The 18,723-nt window shown below is 62.4% G+C and carries 19 protein-coding genes; 4 read left to right on the forward strand and 15 right to left on the reverse strand.

Going from position 1 to position 18,723, the window contains the following annotated elements; translation table 11 throughout:
• The 3 genes from AB4Z11_RS03415 to AB4Z11_RS03425 all read right to left on the reverse strand — a co-directional run.
• Positions 1 to 1,258, reverse strand: a 1,258-nt coding sequence (locus AB4Z11_RS03415; protein ID WP_442022799.1) for an NAD(P)(+) transhydrogenase (Re/Si-specific) subunit beta, incomplete at its 3' end; no start/stop codon positions are given.
• Complete coding sequence (locus AB4Z11_RS03420) at positions 1,255 to 1,560, reverse strand: proton-translocating transhydrogenase family protein (protein WP_442022800.1); 306 nt, start codon at positions 1,558 to 1,560, stop codon at positions 1,255 to 1,257. The genes AB4Z11_RS03420 and AB4Z11_RS03415, both read right to left, overlap by 4 nt.
• Before the next feature lie 13 nt (positions 1,561 to 1,573).
• Positions 1,574 to 2,686, reverse strand: a complete 1,113-nt coding sequence (locus AB4Z11_RS03425) for a Re/Si-specific NAD(P)(+) transhydrogenase subunit alpha (RefSeq protein WP_442022801.1) — start codon at positions 2,684 to 2,686, stop codon at positions 1,574 to 1,576.
• Positions 2,687 to 2,857: 171 nt separating this feature from the next.
• Between AB4Z11_RS03425 and AB4Z11_RS03430 the strand changes: the two genes are divergently transcribed.
• The gene (locus AB4Z11_RS03430; protein WP_442022802.1) at positions 2,858 to 3,337 is read left to right on the forward strand and encodes an NUDIX hydrolase; all 480 of its coding nucleotides are present in this window, start codon (positions 2,858 to 2,860) and stop codon (positions 3,335 to 3,337) included.
• A gap of 10 nt (positions 3,338 to 3,347) precedes the next feature.
• On the forward strand, positions 3,348 to 4,460 hold the full coding sequence (gene mnmA / locus AB4Z11_RS03435) for a tRNA 2-thiouridine(34) synthase MnmA (RefSeq protein WP_442022803.1): 1,113 nt from the start codon (positions 3,348 to 3,350) through the stop codon (positions 4,458 to 4,460).
• Here the strand turns inward: mnmA and AB4Z11_RS03440 are convergent.
• Genes AB4Z11_RS03440 through AB4Z11_RS03450 form a run of 3 tightly spaced genes read right to left on the reverse strand, consistent with a single transcriptional unit; the run spans position 4,443 to position 6,373 of the window.
• Positions 4,443 to 4,862, reverse strand: a complete 420-nt coding sequence (locus tag AB4Z11_RS03440) for a response regulator (RefSeq protein WP_442022804.1) — start codon at positions 4,860 to 4,862, stop codon at positions 4,443 to 4,445. The genes mnmA and AB4Z11_RS03440 overlap by 18 nt on opposite strands.
• 11 nt (positions 4,863 to 4,873) lie before the next feature.
• Positions 4,874 to 5,650 (reverse strand): 5'-3' exonuclease, encoded by a 777-nt coding sequence (locus AB4Z11_RS03445; protein ID WP_442022805.1) that lies wholly within the window; start codon positions 5,648 to 5,650, stop codon positions 4,874 to 4,876.
• 51 nt (positions 5,651 to 5,701) lie between these two features.
• Positions 5,702 to 6,373, reverse strand: a complete 672-nt coding sequence (locus tag AB4Z11_RS03450; RefSeq protein WP_442022806.1) for a glutathione S-transferase — start codon at positions 6,371 to 6,373, stop codon at positions 5,702 to 5,704.
• Between the two features lie 106 nt (positions 6,374 to 6,479).
• On the opposite strand from AB4Z11_RS03450, the gene AB4Z11_RS03455 reads away from it, so the two are divergent.
• On the forward strand, positions 6,480 to 8,072 hold the full coding sequence (locus AB4Z11_RS03455; RefSeq protein ID WP_442022807.1) for an FMN-binding glutamate synthase family protein: 1,593 nt from the start codon (positions 6,480 to 6,482) through the stop codon (positions 8,070 to 8,072).
• Here the strand turns inward: AB4Z11_RS03455 and AB4Z11_RS03460 are convergent.
• Positions 7,968 to 8,468 (reverse strand): RrF2 family transcriptional regulator, encoded by a 501-nt coding sequence (locus tag AB4Z11_RS03460; protein WP_442022808.1) that lies wholly within the window; start codon positions 8,466 to 8,468, stop codon positions 7,968 to 7,970. The two genes, AB4Z11_RS03455 and AB4Z11_RS03460, sit on opposite strands and share 105 nt — an antisense overlap.
• Before the next feature lie 74 nt (positions 8,469 to 8,542).
• Here AB4Z11_RS03460 and AB4Z11_RS03465 point away from each other — a divergent pair, with 74 nt between their 5' ends.
• The gene (locus AB4Z11_RS03465; RefSeq protein WP_442022809.1) at positions 8,543 to 8,914 is read left to right on the forward strand and encodes a group III truncated hemoglobin; all 372 of its coding nucleotides are present in this window, start codon (positions 8,543 to 8,545) and stop codon (positions 8,912 to 8,914) included.
• On the opposite strand, the gene AB4Z11_RS03470 is transcribed toward AB4Z11_RS03465, so the two are convergent.
• The 8 genes from AB4Z11_RS03470 to AB4Z11_RS03505 all read right to left on the reverse strand — a co-directional run.
• A complete protein-coding gene (locus tag AB4Z11_RS03470) occupies positions 8,915 to 9,571 on the reverse strand; it encodes an EAL domain-containing protein (RefSeq protein ID WP_442022810.1) in 657 nt (218 codons plus the stop codon).
• A gap of 1 nt (position 9,572) precedes the next feature.
• Positions 9,573 to 9,839 (reverse strand): DUF2818 family protein, encoded by a 267-nt coding sequence (locus tag AB4Z11_RS03475; protein ID WP_442022811.1) that lies wholly within the window; start codon positions 9,837 to 9,839, stop codon positions 9,573 to 9,575.
• On the reverse strand, positions 9,839 to 10,990 hold the full coding sequence (gene ccsB / locus AB4Z11_RS03480) for a c-type cytochrome biogenesis protein CcsB (protein WP_442022812.1): 1,152 nt from the start codon (positions 10,988 to 10,990) through the stop codon (positions 9,839 to 9,841). The genes AB4Z11_RS03475 and ccsB overlap by 1 nt, the downstream gene beginning before the upstream one ends.
• Positions 10,991 to 11,001: 11 nt before the next feature.
• Positions 11,002 to 13,053, reverse strand: a complete 2,052-nt coding sequence (locus AB4Z11_RS03485) for a cytochrome c biogenesis protein ResB (RefSeq protein WP_442022813.1) — start codon at positions 13,051 to 13,053, stop codon at positions 11,002 to 11,004.
• Entirely contained in the window at positions 13,050 to 16,136 is a 3,087-nt protein-coding gene (locus tag AB4Z11_RS03490) for an efflux RND transporter permease subunit (protein WP_442022814.1), read from the reverse strand. The genes AB4Z11_RS03485 and AB4Z11_RS03490 overlap by 4 nt, the downstream gene beginning before the upstream one ends.
• The gene (locus AB4Z11_RS03495; RefSeq protein WP_442022815.1) at positions 16,133 to 17,476 is read right to left on the reverse strand and encodes an efflux RND transporter periplasmic adaptor subunit; all 1,344 of its coding nucleotides are present in this window, start codon (positions 17,474 to 17,476) and stop codon (positions 16,133 to 16,135) included. Before AB4Z11_RS03495 ends, AB4Z11_RS03490 begins: the two co-directional genes overlap by 4 nt.
• An 82-nt stretch (positions 17,477 to 17,558) precedes the next feature.
• The gene (locus tag AB4Z11_RS03500) at positions 17,559 to 18,488 is read right to left on the reverse strand and encodes a multicopper oxidase domain-containing protein (protein ID WP_442022816.1); all 930 of its coding nucleotides are present in this window, start codon (positions 18,486 to 18,488) and stop codon (positions 17,559 to 17,561) included.
• A 21-nt stretch (positions 18,489 to 18,509) separates the two neighbouring features.
• Positions 18,510 to 18,723: c-type cytochrome (locus AB4Z11_RS03505; RefSeq protein ID WP_442022817.1), on the reverse strand; the 214-nt coding region annotated here is incomplete at its 5' end.

Below are 18,723 nucleotides of genomic sequence, written 5' to 3' on the forward strand. Positions count from 1 at the left end.
CGTTCGCGCCCAGCACCAGCACCACGTCCGCCTGAGCGAACTCGCTGTTGATGTCTTCCATCTCGAACACCTGGTCGTAAGGCACTTCAGCCTCCGCCAGCAGCACGTTCATATGGCCCGGCATACGACCGGCCACCGGGTGGATCGCGTACTTCACGGTCACGCCCTGGTGGCCCAGCTTCTCCACCAGTTCCTTCAGCGCGTGCTGCGCGCGCGCCACCGCCAGACCGTAGCCCGGCACGATGATCACGGTTTCCGCATTCGACATCAGGAACGTCGCATCATCCGCCGAACCCGACTTCACAGGGCGCTGCTGCTGCGCGCCGCCCGAAGTGGCCGCTGCCGCATCGCCGCCGAAGCCGCCCAGGATCACGTTGAAGAACGAACGGTTCATCGCCTTGCACATGATGTAGGACAGAATCGCACCCGACGAACCCACCAGCGAACCGGCAATGATCAGCATCGAGTTATTCAGCGAGAAACCGATACCTGCCGCCGCCCAGCCCGAGTAGGAGTTCAGCATGGACACCACCACCGGCATGTCCGCACCGCCAATCGGGATGATGATCAGCACGCCCAGCACAAAGGCAATCGCCGTCATCAGCAGGTAAGGCGCCCAGGCTGGCGTAGCGCCGCTGCCCATCACGAACACCAGGCCCAGGCCGACCATCACGGTCGCCAGCACCAGGTTCAGGATGTGCTGGCCCGCGAATACCACCGGCGCGCCCTGGAACAGGCGGAACTTGTACTTGCCTGCCAGCTTGCCGAAAGCGATCACCGAACCGGAGAAGGTAATCGCACCAACGAACGTACCGATGAACAGTTCGATACGGTTACCGACCGGCAGGCCTTCGCCTTGCGCAGCGATGCCGAATGCATGCGGCTCCGACACGGCAGCAATCGCAATACACACCGCCGCCATACCGATCAGCGAGTGCATTGCCGCGACCAGCTCCGGCATCTTGGTCATTTCCACGCGCTTGGCGAGGAAGGCGCCGATGCCGCCGCCGACCACCACGCCCAGCAGCACCAGGCCCAGGCCGATGCCCGAACCGGAGTAGCCGGCCGCTTCCGCGTCCGCTTTCAGTTTCAGGATCAGGGCAATCGTAGTGACGGCCGCAATGGCCATCCCGGTCATGCCGAAGGCGTTACCCTGGCGTGCATTGGAAGGAGACGACAAACCTTTCAGCGCCTGGATAAAGCAGACAGACGCGATCAGGTACATCATCGTAACGAGGTTGAGGGATACCCAGCTCATTGCTTATCCCCCTTTTTTTCCTTCTTCTTGAACATCTCCAGCATGCGCTGGGTGACCAGGAATCCGCCGAACACATTCACCGCCGCCAGCGCCACGGCAACAGTACCCATGACCTGGCCCACCAGGCCCTCAGTGAGGCCGGCTGCCAGCATGGCGCCAACGATGACGATGGCCGAGATGGCATTGGTCACCGCCATCAGCGGCGTATGCAGTGCGGGGGTAACGTTCCAGACAACGTGGTAGCCAACGTAAATGGCCAGCACGAAGATAATCAAATTAATGATGGTGTGACTGACTTCCATTTTCCGTTCTCTCCTATTTGCGCAGCTGTTCGCCGCCGTGGCAGACGAGGGTGGCTTTCAGGATCTCGTCCTCGCGGTCGATCACCAACTTGTCTTCCTTGTCGATGATCAGCTTGAGGAAATCGAGGACATTGCGCGCGTACAGCGCCGAAGCATCCGCCGCCACGTGGCAGGCCAGGTTCGGCTCGCCCACGATGTGCACGCCGTGCTTGATGACGGTCTTGCCCAGTTCTGACAGCGGGCAGTTACCGCCCTGCTCCACCGCCAGATCGACGATCACGGAGCCCGGCTTCATGGACTTCACCGTTTCTTCGCCGATCAGCACCGGTGCGGGACGGCCCGGAATCAACGCCGTGGTGATCACRATGTCGGCCTGCTTGGCGCGCTCGTGCACCAGTTCGGCCTGGCGCTTCATCCACTCCGGCGGCATGGGGCGCGCATAACCGCCCACGCCTTGCGCAATTTCCTTTTCCTCGTCGGTGAGGAAAGGCACGTCAATGAATTTCGCGCCCAGCGATTCCACCTGTTCTTTCACCGGCGGACGCACGTCGGACGCCTCGATCACGGCGCCCAGGCGCTTGGCGGTCGCAATGGCCTGCAGACCGGCCACGCCCACGCCCATGATCAGCACGCGGGCGGCCTTCACCGTACCGGCCGCCGTCATCAGCATCGGCATAAAACGCTGATAAGTGTTTGCGCCAACCATCACGGCCTTGTAGCCCGCGATATTGGCTTGCGAGGACAGCACGTCCATCGACTGTGCTCGCGTGATGCGCGGCACAGCTTCCAAGGCAAAAGCGGACAGGCCGGAAGCCGCCATGGCCGCAATGTTTTCCACGTCGAAGGGATTCAGCATGCCGATCACAACGCTGCCCGACTTCATCAGGGCCCGCTCATCGGCGCTGGGAGCACGTACTTTCAGGACGATCTCTGCACCCAGTGCATCCGCAGCACTACCGATCGTAGCGCCGGCAGCTGCATACGCTTCATCTGTCACCGAAGATGAAATGCCGGCTCCCGCCTGCACAATCACCAGGTGTTTGGATGCTAGCTTCTTGACCGTCTCGGGCGTTGCCGCTACCCGGGTCTCCCCCGGCCTCGACTCGGCCGGTATGCCAATTCTCATAAATGCCTCCAAAAGTGTGGATAAACTGACTAAAATCTAACACGGAATTCCTAAAAATTAATATTCCACTGTGGACAACAAACCCACTTTTGAGGCATTGTCACTGCCCGGTAACATGCGGAAACGCGGTTCAGGCTACAATATCGGCTCTCATCAAGGACAAAGCCCAGAATGTCACGCACCTGGAAACCGAATGTCACAGTCGCCGCCGTCATCGAGCGCGACGGCAAGTTTCTCCTCATCGAGGAAGAAACCAGTGATGGCATTCGCCTGAACCAGCCCGCTGGCCACCTGGACCCGCACGAGTCGCTGGAAGAAGCGGTGGTGCGCGAAACTTTAGAAGAGACTGCCTACGATTTCACCCCGACCGCGCTGGTCGGCATGTATATGTCGCGCTACCGCTCCAACCGCACAGGCGAGCTGGTGACTTATCTGCGCTTTGCATTTTGTGGTGAAGTTGGCAAGAAACACGATTTGCCGCTGGACGAGGGTATTCTTCGTACAATGTGGCTTACACGCGACGAAATTGCTGCTTGCAAGGAGCGTCACCGCAGCCCCCTGCTGCTGACCCTCGTCGACGAATACCTGGCCGGCAAGCGCGCCCCACTGGAAATACTGCATACCCACGCTTCGGTCTACGAAGAAGTGTGAAGGACCCAAAATGAGCAAGAAAAAGGTTGTCATCGGCATGTCCGGTGGCGTTGACTCTTCCGTTTCCGCCTGGCTTCTGAAGGAGCAAGGCTACGAGGTCGTGGGCCTGTTCATGAAGAACTGGGAAGACGACGATGATTCCGAATACTGCTCCACCCGCCAGGACTGGATCGACGCGGCCTCCGTGGCCGACGTGGTGGGCGTGGACATCGAAGCCGTCAACTTCGCCGCTGAATACAAGGACCGCGTATTCGCCGAGTTCCTGCGCGAGTACCAGGCCGGCCGCACGCCGAATCCGGACGTGCTGTGCAATGCCGAGATCAAGTTCAAGGCCTTCCTCGACCACGCCATGCTGCTGGGCGCGGACCTGATCGCGACCGGCCACTATGCGCGCGTGCGCCACAACGCCTCGACCGGCAAGCACGAGCTGCTGAAGGCGCTCGACCACACCAAGGACCAGAGCTACTTCCTGCATCGCCTGAACCAGGCGCAGTTGTCCAAGACCCTGTTCCCGCTGGGCGAGATTCCGAAAACGGAAGTGCGCAAGATTGCCGAGATGCTGAAGCTGCCGAATGCGGCCAAGAAGGATTCGACCGGCATCTGCTTTATCGGCGAGCGTCCTTTCCGCGAATTCCTGAACCGCTATCTGTCGTATAAACCGGGGCCGATGAAGACGCCGGACGGCAAGGTGGTGGGCGAGCATGTCGGCCTGTCCTTCTATACGCTGGGCCAGCGCAAGGGCATCGGCATTGGCGGTGTGAAGTCCTACCAGAACGCGGACGGTTCCAGCGACGCCTGGTATGTGGCGCGCAAGGACGTGGCGAACAATACGCTGTGGGTGGTGCAGGGACACGACCATCCATGGCTGCTGTCGGAGTCGCTGAGCGCGGGCCAGACCAGCTGGATCGCGGGCGAAGCGCCACTGGCCGGCCGCATCGCCGCCAAGACGCGCTACCGCCAGGCCGACGTGGCCTGCGACGTGCTGCCGCAAGTGGACGGCACCTTTGCGCTGAATTTCGTGGATGCCCAGTGGGCTGTGACGCCAGGCCAGTCCGCCGTGCTGTACGACGGCGACGTGTGCCTCGGCGGCGGCATCATCGACGGCTCAAGCTTCGTCGACTGACTCGCCTTCCCCCGCGCCCTGCGCCTTCTGCTGACGCTTCACCGTCGTGATGACGGTGTTGCGGATCGTCTTCAGCACCGTGCCCGCATTGAAGGGCTTCACGATGTAGCCGTTCAGGCCCATCGCGTGGCCCTTGCGGATCGTGGCTTCATCGAATTCGCTGGACACCATAAAGATCATGGCTTTCGGCCAGTCCTTGCGCATCGCCTGCATGCCCGCTTCATCGGCCTCGATCAYGTCGCGCGAGACGCAGATGATCTGCGGATGGTGTTTGATCAGCAGGGCATTGCCCGTTGCGCAGGTGTGGGCCTGGCCGACGACATCGTAGCCGCCGTCCGTCAATACGGTGTTGAGCAGGCCGCGTGCGACGGCGCTGACATCAATAATTACTGCTTTTAGCATCTGAAGAGGTCTTAACGGTCCCAGGTCAGCATATTCCAGCTCACGCCGATCCTGACGTCCGTCTTTAGTTGTACTAATTGACGAGAAAGATACAGCATCTCGCGCTCTTTTCGTAGGCTTTCGCCAACTTTGTCCTTCAGAATGCCGGCGCCGGCCATGATTGCGTCCAGACTGCCGTATGTGCGCAACAGTCTGGCGGCCGTTTTCACGCCCACATTCGACACGCCGGGGATGGAGTCGGTTTCATCGCCCATGAGTGCCAGCAGGTCCGGCAGCATGCCGGGCGTGACGCCCCACTTCTTTTCGACCCAGTCGCGGTCGTGCCATTCGGACTTGAAATGGTCCCAGATACGGGTGCCTTCCGCGATCAGGCAGTGCAGGTCTTTATCGGTAGTCGCCACCACCGCCTCGCCGCGCTTCTCGCTCAGCCAGCGCGTGACCACGGTGCCGATCACGTCATCGGCTTCGACATCCGGAATGGAGATGGGGCACATGCCGATCTCCGTCAGCTTGACGTAGAAATCAGGCAGCGCCTCGCGCAGCACCTCCGGCATCGGCTGCCGGCCTTCGCGATAGCCGCGGTACAGCGTATGGCGCCATGTGGTGCCGCCATAGTCGAACGCGGGGAGAATGTGCGTCGGTTCGTGTCCATTCACGATGCGCTGGAACGCGCCAAACGCATGGCGCAACGCAATCTCGGCCTTGAGATCCGAGTCCGGCTCCGGACTCGCCTCATATACACGCCGCACAATATTCAGCCCATCAATGGCAAGCAATCTACCAGTCATAGGCGGCATTGTACCGCAGCGCTATATGCCATCAGCCCTTGCCGCGCGCCGTTAGCGCAGGAGTTCGTAGGGGCCGCCGCGTTCGAGGGCGCGCTGGAAGGCGGGGCGGGCGTGGATGCGGGAGAGGAAGGCTTGCAGCTTGGGGCGGGAAGCGTCGAGGCCCGCGCGGGCGGCGGCCGCTTCGAGCGGAAAGCTCATCTGGATGTCGGCCGCGCTGAACTCATTGCCGGCGAACCAATGGTTCTGCGCCAGCTCGCCTTCGAGATAATTCAGATGCGTGTCGATCTGCGGCTGAATATAGGTCGACTTCACGCGCTGCGCGATGCCGCGCGCGATCGGACGCACGAAGAACGGCGCCGGGCTGTTCTCGACGCGGTCGAACACCAGCTTCATCAGCAGCGGCGCCATCATCGACCCTTCCGCATAGTGCATGAAGTAGGAATAGCGCAGCTTCTCCGGCGTGCCCGGCGCCGGCGCGAACCGACCATTGCCGTACTTCTCCACCAGATACTCTATGATCGCGCCCGATTCCGCCAGCACCGCCGTACCATCCACCACCACCGGCGACTTGCCCAGGGGGTGAATACGCTTCAGCTCCGCCGGCGCCAGCATGGTTTTCCTGTCACGCTCATAGCGCACGATCTGGTACTCCAGGCCGAGTTCCTCCAGCAGCCAAAGCACGCGCTGCGAGCGTGAGTTATTCAGGTGATGGACGGTCAGCATGTACGGCTCCGGCATAATTGACGATCGTGCAAGCTTAGCAGCTTTGGGAAAGCCCCGCAGCAGTGAGGTACACTGAGCAGCGTCGTCCGCCGCCGGAGAGTGCCTGATGTCCCTGATTCGTTACGCCGCCTTTGCAGCCGCAGTTCTCGCCTTACTCATATCGCTGGCTCTTGGTTCCAGCATCTGGATCACCGGCATCGCCGCCGCGCTGACCATCGTCGGCATCACAGACCTGATGCAAACCAAGCGCGCCCTGCGCCGCAACTACCCAATCCTGGCGCACTTCCGCTTCTTCTTCGAAGCGATCCGCCCGGAGATGCGCCAATACTTCTTCGAAGGCGACAAGGAAGCCGCGCCTTTCTCGCGCAACCAGCGCAGCATCGTCTACCAGCGTGCGAAGAAGGAAATCGACAAGCGCCCCTTCGGCACCCAGCTCGATGTGTACGAAGCCGGCTATGAATGGATCAACCACTCCATCCAGCCCGCGCCCGTGCAGAACCACGACTTCCGCATCACGATCGGCGAAGGCCGTCCGCAACCCTATTCCGCCAGCGTGTTCAATATCTCCGCCATGAGCTTCGGCGCGCTGTCCGCCAACGCCATCCTGGCGCTGAACGCCGGTGCGAAAGCGGGCCGCTTCATGCACGACACAGGCGAAGGCAGCATCAGTCCCTATCACCGCCAGAACGGCGGCGACCTGGTTTGGGAAATCGGCTCCGGCTACTTCGGTTGCCGCAACGCAGACGGCACCTTTTCGGAAGAAGCCTTCGTCGCCAACGCCTGCACACCGCAGGTGAAGATGATTGAACTGAAGCTGTCACAAGGCGCCAAACCGGGACACGGCGGCGTGCTGCCCGGCCCCAAAGTCTCGCACGAGATCGCGCTGACCCGCGGCGTGCCCGAAGGCGTGGACTGCATCTCACCCTCCTCGCATTCCGCCTTCAGCACACCGGTCGAAATGCTGCACTTCATCGACAGGCTGCGCAATCTGTCGGGCGGCAAGCCAACCGGCTTCAAGACCGCTATCGGACACCCTTGGGAATTCTTCGGCATCGTCAAGGCCATGCTCATCACCGGCATCACGCCCGACTTCATCGTGGTCGACGGCGGAGAAGGCGGCACAGGTGCAGCGCCGGTTGAATTCACCGACCACGTGGGCACGCCGCTTCAGGAAGCCCTGCTGCTGGTGCATAACTCACTGGTTGGCGCCAACCTGCGCGACAAGATCAAGATCGGTGCATCCGGCAAAATCATCACCGCATTCGACATCGCCCGCACCATCGCGCTCGGCGCTGACTGGTGCAACTCCGCACGCGGCTTCATGTTCGCACTGGGCTGCATCCAGTCGCAAAGCTGCCATACCGACCGCTGCCCGTCCGGCGTCGCGACGCAGGACAAGCTGCGCCAGCGCGCCCTGGTGGTGCCGGACAAAGCCAAGCGCGTCGAGCAATTCCACACCAATACACTGCGGGCACTGGCCGAACTGATCGCCGCCTCAGGCCTCAAGCATCCAAATGAACTGAAGCCGCATCACATCGTGCGCCGCATCTCGCCTAATCAGGTGAAGCTGGCCAGCGCCCTGCTGCCTTACCTGTCACCGGGGGAGCTGCTGGATGACAGTCGCCTGCAGCATCTGCCGCCCGTCTTCGGCCTGTACTGGCCCGTCGCCCGCGCCGACTCCTTCTGTCCCCAGGTCTAGCGGCAGCAAGTCTTTCAGCGTCGCGTTATCCAGCGCACGCAGAAAGGCTTCAGTCGCGCCAACCAGCATGCGCTTCAGGGCGCATGCGTTCTGGTACACGCAGTTGCTGTGCTCCGACTCGAAGCACTCGGCCATGTGAAAATCGATCTCGCTGCGGCGCACCACCACACCGACATTGATCGACTCCGGCGGACCACTGAGCCTGATACCGCCGCCGCGCCCGCGCGTGGTGTCGATCCATCCAGCCAACGCCATCTGGTGCACCACCTTGGTCAGATGATTACGTGAGATGCCGTGGGCATCCGCGATATCGCCAACCGTCACCACGCGTCCCTGGTTGGCGCCGATGTAGATCAGCGCGCGCAAGGTGTAATCCGTAAAAGTTGTCAGTCTCATTCACATATCCCCGATTGCAGCATTTTGCGTTTTAATGTAGTATTTTGCATGCATCTTTATTTCGACAAACTGCCATGTCTACCCTGACTACTGAATCCATCACCAATCTGGTCCACCGTTTCTACGACGACGTGCGCGCCGATCCTGAGCTGGGACCCGTTTTTAACAACGCCATCGGCGACCAGTGGGACACGCACCTGGGGCGCATGGTGGATTTCTGGTCCACCGTGATGCTTGGCTCGCGCCAGTTCCAGGGCAATGTCTACGGCAAGCACATGGTCTTGCAAGGCATCGAACCGAAACACTTCGAACGCTGGCTGGCGCTGTTCGAGGCGACGGTGGAGCGCATGTTCGACGGTGAGGACGAGAAGGAATTCAAGGTCGTCGCCMACCGCATCGCCCAAAGCCTGCAATATGGCTTCTTCGGCAAGGTCATGGTGGAGTGATCACAAATACTGATCCACCGCGCTCATTGCCGCGTGCTGCTCCCGCCAGGTGCGCAGCACGTCCGGCACGCCGTGCGCCAGCCGGAGTGGCGCAATGAACTCGCCGGACGCGTAATCACATCGCAGCTCGCGCAGCACCAGCCAGTCCAGCAGATTGGATACGCCTTGCGCAGTTGTCGCCATTCCCGCCTCGTGCGCCTTGCGCAGCAGGAGGGCCAGCTTGTCCTCCGCATTCGGCGATTCGGCCGCATCGGCCACCAGCGCAGCATCGATCGTCAGCACTTGCGGCGCGTCCATGCACAGCAGGCGGCCGCCATCCACGCCATTGAGCGCGGCGAAATCGGCCATATGGGCACGCACCGCCACGGCATTGCGTGGCAGCGGCAGCCACACGCGTGGCACGAAGCCGCAACCGGCCCACAGACGCATCGCCGTCAAGGCATCCGCGACGATTTGCCACGCCAGTTCAGCACCAAGCGCACGCGTTTCCACTTCAGCGGCAAAGGCCGACGGTGTCAGCACACCAAGGCGCGGGTGACGCCAGCGCAGCACCGCTTCCAGGCTGTCCACGCGACCATCACGCAACGCAACGCGCGGACGGAATCGCAGTTCGAATTCGCCCAGTTCAAGGGCGCTACGGATTTCGGAAACGTTCATGTCAGTGCCTCAGAAGGTAGCGCCACGTCAGGCCGGGGAAGGCCAGTACGGCAAAGAATGCGGATGTAATGAACCAACCCTGCCAGCCCAGCGGCGCGACGATGCCGGACGTCGCTTGCAGCGCCGCGCAGCCGGCCACCCAGGCGAAATAGAACAGCACCAGCCCCGCCAATCGCATCCATGCAGATAAGCGAGGCGCCGCAAACGGCAGGTTGGCCATCAACACCGCTGCAATTAGCGCAAGCACTGCGGCGGAATAGGTCGTCATCACAGGCTCCCGTAAGAATGAAGGCCGGACAGGAACATGTTCACGCCGAGGAAGGCAAACAGCGTGATCACGAAGCCAGCCAGCGACCACCAGGCCAGCACGCCGCCGCGCCACTGTTTCACGAGCCGCATATGCAGCCATGCCGCGTAGTTCAGCCAGACGACCAATGCCCAGGTTTCCTTCGGGTCCCAGGACCAGTAGCCGCCCCACGCTTCGGCGGCCCACAGCGCGCCGAGAATGGTGGCGATGGTGAAGAACACGAAGCCCAATGCGATGGCGCGGTAGCTCAGTTCATCCAGCCAGGCACGCGATGGCAGGCGGCTTGCGAAGAAGGAATGTCCAGCCAGCAGCCAGGCTGCGCCCAGCATCGCCGCCAGGGAGAACGCGCCGTAGCCGATGAAGTTGGCCGGCACGTGCAATTTCATCCAGTAGGACTTCAGCGCAGRAATCAGCGGTTGCACTTCATGCACGCCCGCGTCGGCGCCGTACCAGAACAGGAAACCCACGGCAGCGCTAACCACCAGCATCACCAGCGCGCCAAGCTGGCGGCTGCCGCTCGCTTGCTCCATGTGCAGATAAAGCAAAGCAGTGAGCAGCGAGAACAGAATGAAGACTTCATACAGGTTGGACACGGGAATATGTCCAATGCCAGGTCCCATCAGATAGGACTCGTGCCAGCGCACCAGTAGCGCAGTGAAGCCCGCCGTACAGGCCATCCAGTTGACGCGGCTTGCCAGCACCAGTGCATTCTCGCCGCGGCGCAGCCAGCCAATCGCGTAGAGAGCGGTGGCGGCCAGGAAGCCTACGCCCATCCACATGATGGCTGACTGGCTGGCGAGAAAGAACTTCAGCAGGAAGCTGCTGCCGCCATGCGCGAGGTCGCCGCGATACAGGGCGATTGCGCTCAGGGCCAGCGTCCCACTGGCTCCGGCCAGCGCTTGCAATGCACGCCAGCGCAGGCCGAGCCACGCCAGCAGCACCGCGCTGGCGGGAAGAATAATCAGTTCATAAGCATCCATCAGCGGCGCGTAGCGCAGCAAGGCTACACCGACGACGGCGCACAGGGCGATCAGGAATAGCCAGTTGCCCGCCGTAGCGGGCGACGGAACGCGGTCGGCTTCGAATTCGAGGGTCAGGGTATCAGTCGGCATGGTCGACCTCCTCATGGTTGATTGCAAAGCGCGGCAAGCGCCGCTTGATGGCGCCGGAATTCGTCCGGCAGCGAAGGGGTGTCGCGGTTGCCGGCGTAGGCGGCCAGCAACCTGCCCTTGGCGCGGTCCAGCACCAGCCACAGGCGGCGCTCGCGCACGAAATACATGCAGCAGACGCCTGCTGCCAGCAAGGCCGAGCCCAGGTACACCAGCCAGGCGCCTGGCGCGTGCGTGACCTGCAGCACGGAGGCGTTGCGCAGTTCGACGTTTTCGATGGCGAAGCGCAGGGTCATGTTCTTGTCGACCGCGTCGCTGTAGCTATCCATCAGCGCGCGGACTGGCGGCGCGCCGTCCGGCAGCGTGCTTGCCAGCGAGCGTTCCACCAGCGACGCGTAGAAAGTCCCCGCCCGCAGCTGCTCAGCGGGCGGCACCGTACGCTGCACGAGTTCAGCCAAGCCGCGGTAGCCACGCTCGCCAAAGACGTCCAGCAGGACTTGCGTGGTGTGCGCCAGCTCCGCAGACAACGCCGGCGCCGCACCAGCGACGCGTGCAGACGCCAAGGCAGCTGGCATCCCTACACCGCCCATCGTCCGGCCCGTTGCGCTGCCGGCCGCCTGACTTGTCGCGCCATCCACTGCCTGGCGGGCGGCATGCCCCATCGCCCGCGGTGCTACGCTGCGGGCGACGGCGTGCGAGGATGTTGCGGCGCCGAGGGCTCTGGCGACGGACTGGCGGGCGGACGGGGCGGCCAGGGTGGCGGCGAGGTGGTCGTAGCTGGACGTGCCGCCGTCGGCGTCGACCGGCACGCGGAGGTAGTGCATTTCCGAAGCGCCGACGGACCGCATGCCGCTCACCGCATACCGTGCGCCATCGAAACGGATCGGATTGCGGTAGACCAGCCATTCGGCCGCCTGCCCATTCTTGTCGCGCAGGCGGAACGATAGCGACGGGCCGACGTCTTCGAGCGCCCTGCTCTGCCCCGCATCGCGCTTGAACACATTATTGGTGCGCCACTCCTCCAGCTCCGCCGTATATGGCTCGCCGTCCAGCAGCAGCGCCGTGCCGGCGCCAACTTTGCCATCCAGCTCGCGCACAACACCATGCTGCAAGACCTTCATGCGCACCTTGCTGCCGCCGTCCGCAAATCCGGATTGATACAGCGTCACACCGCGATACGAGAACGGATGGTTCACGCGCAGGGTGACGGGAATACGCCGCTCGCCATCCGAAATCTCAAGCTCGCTGACGAAATCGCTCGGCCGCGCGCCCGCCTGCTCGTAATGCTCGACGCGGAACTGCTTCAAGCGCACCGCGAACGGCAACTCCTGCAGCAAAAAACCATCGCCCAGCGACAACAGCGCGCTATTGCCAGTATCACCTTCAACAAGATTCATCGCACCGCGGAAGGAGCCGCCGCCAGCTGGCAGGCGGCTGCGCAAAGGCACGTCGGCGGCAGCGAGGTCGCGCCTCTCGACGGCCTTGCCACCTGCCAGCAATTGCCAGCGCAGCGCGAGATTGCCGTCTATCAGGCCGCCGACGCAGATCATCACAATAGCCGTATGCACCAGCAGATATCCCGCACGGCGCGACATGCCCGTGCTGGCCGCCAGCATCAAACTGCCGTCGGCTGACACTTGCTGGCGGAAGCGGTAGCCACTCTTGCGCAACCAGACAGCCAGACGTCCTGGTAGCGCGCACGACGCGGCGGGCAACACAGGAACCGGCAGCTCGGCACTCTGCGGCATGCGGCGCAGCGATGCCACGCTCTTATGCTCGCGGAAGGTGCGCATCTCGTGCAGCATCTGCGGCGTGTACAAAATCAGGCCGAGTGTAGTGGACGTCGCCATCACGCCCAGCAGCAGGAAAAACCACCACGCGTGATACACATCGGTCAGCCCGGACAGTATGAAAACATCCGCCCAGAACTCGCCGTACGCACTGACATACACCACAGCAGGCTGCGACTGCTCCAGCACCGAACCGACGGTGGACGCCACCGCCACCACCGTGAGAATGGCGACGGCAAATCGCATCGAGCGCAGAAGATCGAGCAGCGCTTTCATGACTGCGCCCTTCGTCCGTGCAGCAAGCTGTATATCGATGGGATCACCAGCAGTGAGAACAGCGGCRCCGACACCATGCCGCCAATCAGCGGTGCCGCGATCGGCTGCATCACGTCCGCCCCGGAAGCGTGCGAGAACATCACCGGCAGCAGGCCGCCCAGAATCACGGCCACCGTCATTGCCTTGGGACGCAAGCGCAGCAGCGCACCGCTGACGATGGCTTGCAACACATCGCCACGGCGCGCATCAGCGGGCAGAGCCGCCAGCGCCTGATCGAGATACAGCAGCATGACGATGCCGAACTCGGTCGCCACACCAGCCAGCGCGATCAGGCCAATGAAGACCGCCACGGACAGCTGATATCCCAGCAGATAAGTGCACCACAAACCGCCGACCAGAGAAAACGGCRGGCAAAGCAGCACAAGACCCAGCTTGCGCACATCGCGGAAGTGGAAGTACAACAGCGTGAGCACCAGCAGCAAAGTCAGACCGACAGCGCTCCACAGGCGCGCCTTGCCGTGTTCATACTGCAGGTACTGGCCCTGCCAGCTGATGCTGTAGCCCGGCGGCAGTTTCAGTTCGCGCTCCAGCGCGGGCTGGGCCTCCTGCAACCAGGCACCCGCATCGGCATTAGTGAGATCGATGAACACATAGCCCACCGGCCGCGCGTTCTCGCTCTTGATTTCGGTCGGACCATCGGCCACGCCAATGTGCGCGATATCGCCCAGCGTGACCATCGCCCCGGATGGGGTCTTCACGCGGATTTCACTCAAGGCCTGTGGCGAATCGCGGTCGGCGCGCGGGAAGCGCAGCGTGACGGGATAACGTTCGCGGCCATCGACAATCGTTGTCACCGCTTCGCCACCCACCGCGCTTTGGATCAGGCGGTGCACCTCCGCCATGCTCAGGCCATAGCGTGCGGCGCGGGTGCGGTCCACGTCGATGTCCACGTAACGCCCGGCACCAATGCGCTCAGCGAAAGCGGAGCGTGTACCTGGCAGCTTGCGCAGCACGCGCTCCGCTTGCAGCGAGATGCGTTCCAGTTCAGCCAGATCAGGCCCGCTCAGTTTCAGGCCAAGCGGGGTACGGATGCCAGTGGACAGCATGTCGATGCGCGTCTTGATGGGAAAGCCCCAGGAGTTGGTCAGCCCCGCGAAGCGCACGGATTCATCCAGCTTGCGGATCAGGGCTGCATTGTCTTTCTCACTGCCGGCCGGCCATTCGGACTTCGGCTTCAGCACGATGGTCGTTTCCAGCATGGACAGCGGCGCCGGGTCGGTCGCGGTTTCAGCGCGGCCTGCCTTGCCGAAGACGTGGGCCACCTCGGGCATCGATGCGATGATGCGGTCGGTGCGGCGCAGAATGTCGGCTGCTTCATCAACCGATACGCCAGGCAGCGTGGTCGGCATATACAGCAGATCGCCTTCATCCAGCGCCGGCATGAATTCGCTGCCAAGGCGCGCCAGCGGCCAGGCCAGCGACACCAGCAGCATGACGGAGGCAGCGATGACGTGCCATGGAYGGCGCAGGGCCGCGTCCAGCRGCGGGCGATAAAGACGCATCAGCAGACGATTCAGCGGGTTTGCCGATTCGGGCGGAATGCGGCCACGGATCGCATAACCCATCAGCACAGGCGTCAACGTGACGGCCAGAATGGCAGCGGCGCCCATGGCGTAAGTCTTGGTGTAAGCGAGAGGCCCGAACAGGCGGGCTTCCTGTCCGGTCAAGGTGAACACAGGCAGGAAGGACAGCGTGATCACCAGCAGCGAGAAGAACAGCGCAGGGCCAACCTCGCAAGCGCTGCGGCGCACGACGTCCCAGGTTTCCGCGCCAGGCTCGCGCTCCAGGTTGCGATGCATATTCTCGATCATCACGATGGCCGCATCGACCATCGCACCGACCGCAATCGCAATGCCGCCGAGCGACATGATGTTGGCCGAGATACCTTGCAGGCGCATCACCCACAGCGCAACCAGTATGCCGATCGGCAGGGTAACGATCGCCACCAGCGAAGAACGGATATGGAACAGGAATACGCCGCAGATCAGGGCCACGGCCAACGACTCTTCCAGCAGCTTGTCTTTCAAAGTGTGGACGGCGCGCTCAATCAGGCTGGAACGATCGTAGGTAGTGACCAGTTCCACGCCGGGCGGCAAGCCCTTCTTCAGCTCTTCCAGCTTGCGCTTCACGCCGTCAATCGTGCGCAGCGCATTCTCGCCGTGGCGCATGACGATGATGCCGCCCACGGCTTCGCCTTGCCCGTCCAGTTCCGCCACGCCACGGCGCGGCTGCGGGCCTGGGCTGACGGTGGCCAGCTGGCGCAGGCGCACATCGGCGGTGACGGGAATATCGTCGAAATCGGAAGGCTTGTTCAGATAGCCGCGTGCCCGCACCAGGTATTCGGAGCGCGCCATATCGAAGGATGCGCCGCCAGCAGCGGAATTGGCGTCGCGCACAGCTTGCGCCACCTGCTCCACCGTGACGTCATGTGCGGCGAGGCGCGCGGGATCGGCTTCCACGTTGAACTGGCGCGCCTTGCCGCCCAGGCTGGCCACTTCGGCTACACCGGGAACGCTTTGCAGCTCCAGCTTGAGATAGAAGTCCTGCAGGGCGCGCAAGCGGTCCGGCGGCGTCTTGCCGCTGCGGTCCACCAGCGCGTATTGATAAACCCAGCCGACACCGGATGCGTCCGGCCCCAGTGCGGGCGTAACACCGGCCGGCAGCCGGTTTCCCAACTGAGCCAGATTTTCGAGAATGCGGGAGCGGGCCCAATAGATATCGGTGCCGTCCTGGAAGATCACGTAGACGAAGGATTCGCCGAACATCGAAAAGCCCCGCACAGCGCGCGCACCCGGAACGGACAGCAGCGACGCCGCCAGCGGATAGGTCAGCTGGTCTTCCACGATCTGCGGCGCCTGGCCGGCATATTCGGCCTTGACGATCACCTGCACGTCCGACAGGTCCGGCAGCGCATCGAGCGACAGGCGGCGCGGCGATTCCACACCCCCGATCACCAGCGCCAGGCTGAGAATCAGCACCAGCAGGCGGTTGTCGACGGACCACGTGATCAGCTTGCGTATCATGGCATGCGCTCCGCCACCAGGCGCTGCTGCATCGCCTGCAGCGCACCGGCGGAATCCAGCAGGAACTGCGCGTTCACCGCCACCTGCTGGCCGGACTTCAGGCCGGAGATAACTTCGACTTGCTCACTGTCTTCGATACCGGCGCGTACTTCGCTGCTGCGGAAATGGCCGTGCCCTTCATCGACCACCACAAAGTCGCCATGCCCGGTGCGGATCAGCGCATCGCGCGGCACGGTCAGCGCATGGCGTGCACCGGTGCGTATCGTGGCGTCGGCAAAGGAGCCGGGGCGGAAAGCCTGATTCGCATTATTCAGCGGCAGGCGCAGGCGCGCGGTGCGGCTGGACGGATCGATCTGCAGATTGTTGATATCAAYCTTCAGTTGCACGCTGCGCTGGCGATCGAGGCCGGAAGTCAGCACGATAGCGTCGCCATTGCGCAGCCAGCTCACCTGATCGGGGAACAGGGTCAGCTCGACCCAGGCGCGGTTGTAGTCGGCATAAGTCAGCACAACCTGGCCGGGATTGACGTAGCTGCCGACGCGGGCGGACACGGTCTGCACGATGCCGTCCTGCGTTGCGCGGACGGGCGTGACTTCGATCACGCGACGGTCTTTTTCCAGCTTGTCCACGACTTCAGGCGGCATGTCCGCGGCAATCAGGCGGTCGCGAAGACGGAACCGTTCCTTCGCCAGACTGCCCAGCATGGCCGAGTTGGGGCCGGTGGTGGTTTCCATGCCCGAGGTTTTCACGACATCGAGCAGCGCGTCGCGCCGCTGCAGCATGTCCAGGTATTCGCGCTGGCGTTGCTGAAGTTCGGGGGAATACAGTTCGTAGAGCACCTGGCCTTTGCGCACTTGCTGGCCGGGACCCTGGATGTGGAAGGCGCGAATCCAGCCTTCCACTTTTGGATTGACGGAAACGGCGCTGCTTTCGTCCGGGGCGATGGTTGCGTAAGCCGTGATGTCTTTATGCATCGCACTCTCCGCGACAGTGGCCACGGTAACGCCCATCTGACGCTGCATGCCGGCGTCGACGTGCACGGCTGGCGTAGTGAGGGCAGCCTGCTGGGACGACGCGCTGATCTTCACCAGATCCATATGGCAGATGGGGCAGAAGCCTGGCGTCGATTGCACAACTTCAGGATGCATGGGGCAAGTGTAGCCGCTGGCGTGCATCGGCTCGGCGTTGGGCGCATCGTGCGCCTGCTGCGCCTCATGTCCGGCGTGGACGGCGTGCGGATCGTGGGCTACGGCATAAACGGTGAAGGCGTACCCTGCGCCGCCGGACAGCACGGCAGCTGCCGTCAGTCCCAGGATCAGTTTTCGTTTGGATTTCAGCATACAGGTACCTTCGAAGAATTCGGGGTGCGCACAGCAGGCGTGTTGGGCGCCTGCTGTGCGCTGGGAAAAACTAAAAACGCAATCAGCGGATCAGGATGTTGTCGCCTTTACCCATCTTCGGATCGGCGTCCTTGGTGAACTGAATGATGGCGATGGCGCCGGTCAGCGCCTGGCGCAGCGAGTGCGACACGATGGCGTTCGCACCTTCCACCGGCGAGATCAGGTCGAAAGTCGCAGCATCGCCTGGGCCCACCGTGTAGCTTTGCAGACCGGTCAACGCATTCTTCGGATTGCCGGACGGGTAGACCTTGTCCCAGATACCGGCGATGGAGTGGAACGACGAGAACTCGTTCACGCCGGCGTTCACGAAGTAGATACGTACGCGCTCGTTCGGTTTGGCCTGCAGCATGCGGGTGGCTGCCGGATCATGCACCGGGTCATACTTGAACACGCCGCCGTTGAACATCACGTTGGTCCATTTGTTGGCCATCATGTCGGCCTGGTTGTCCGGGTTCGGGTAGAGTTCGGACTGGATCAGCACATACTCGCGGTCAGCCTTCGGCATCGCGGTCTTGTCCTTCGGGTCCACAATGATGGCGCCGAACATGCCGCGTGCGATGTGCTGGATCATCGGATCAGCGCCGCAGTGGTAGAAGAACACGCCTGGATAATCGGCCTTGAAGGTGTAGCTGCCTTTCTCGCCCGGCTTCACGGCTTCGAAGTCTTTCACCACGTCGACACGGGCAGCGTGGAAGTCTACCGAGTGGGAATTCTTGCTGGATTTGTCGTTAAGCAGTGTGAATTCGACCACGTCGCCTTCTTCCACGTGCACGACGGTGCCGGGAACCTGGCCGTCATAGGTCCAGGTGCGGTACATGGTGCCCTTGTTATCGATCGGCAGATCGACTTCCTTGGCGGTGAAGGTGACTTTCACAGTCTTGGCCTGCACCGCGGCGACACTCACCAGCCCCATTGCTGCGGTCACGGCGAGCAGTGCAATTTTCTTTTTCATAGCTTTCCTCGTTGTTTGGATTTACTTGCTGGTGGTTTTGCTGACAAATCGCAGGTAAGCCACCATTTCCTGGATTTCTCCATCACTGAGAATGCCCTCCCACTTAGGCATCAGAACGGATTTGCTGACGGCCAGGCCGCCACCCTTGATCGCTTTGAACAGGGTTTCGTCGGGCGTGTCGCCCATGGCCTTGGTGTCGGTGTGGTCGCGTGGTTTCACCGACATTTCCTTGCTG

The organism is Pseudoduganella sp. RAF53_2, from assembly GCF_052113985.1.
GTDB lineage: Bacteria > Pseudomonadota > Gammaproteobacteria > Burkholderiales > Burkholderiaceae_D > Rugamonas.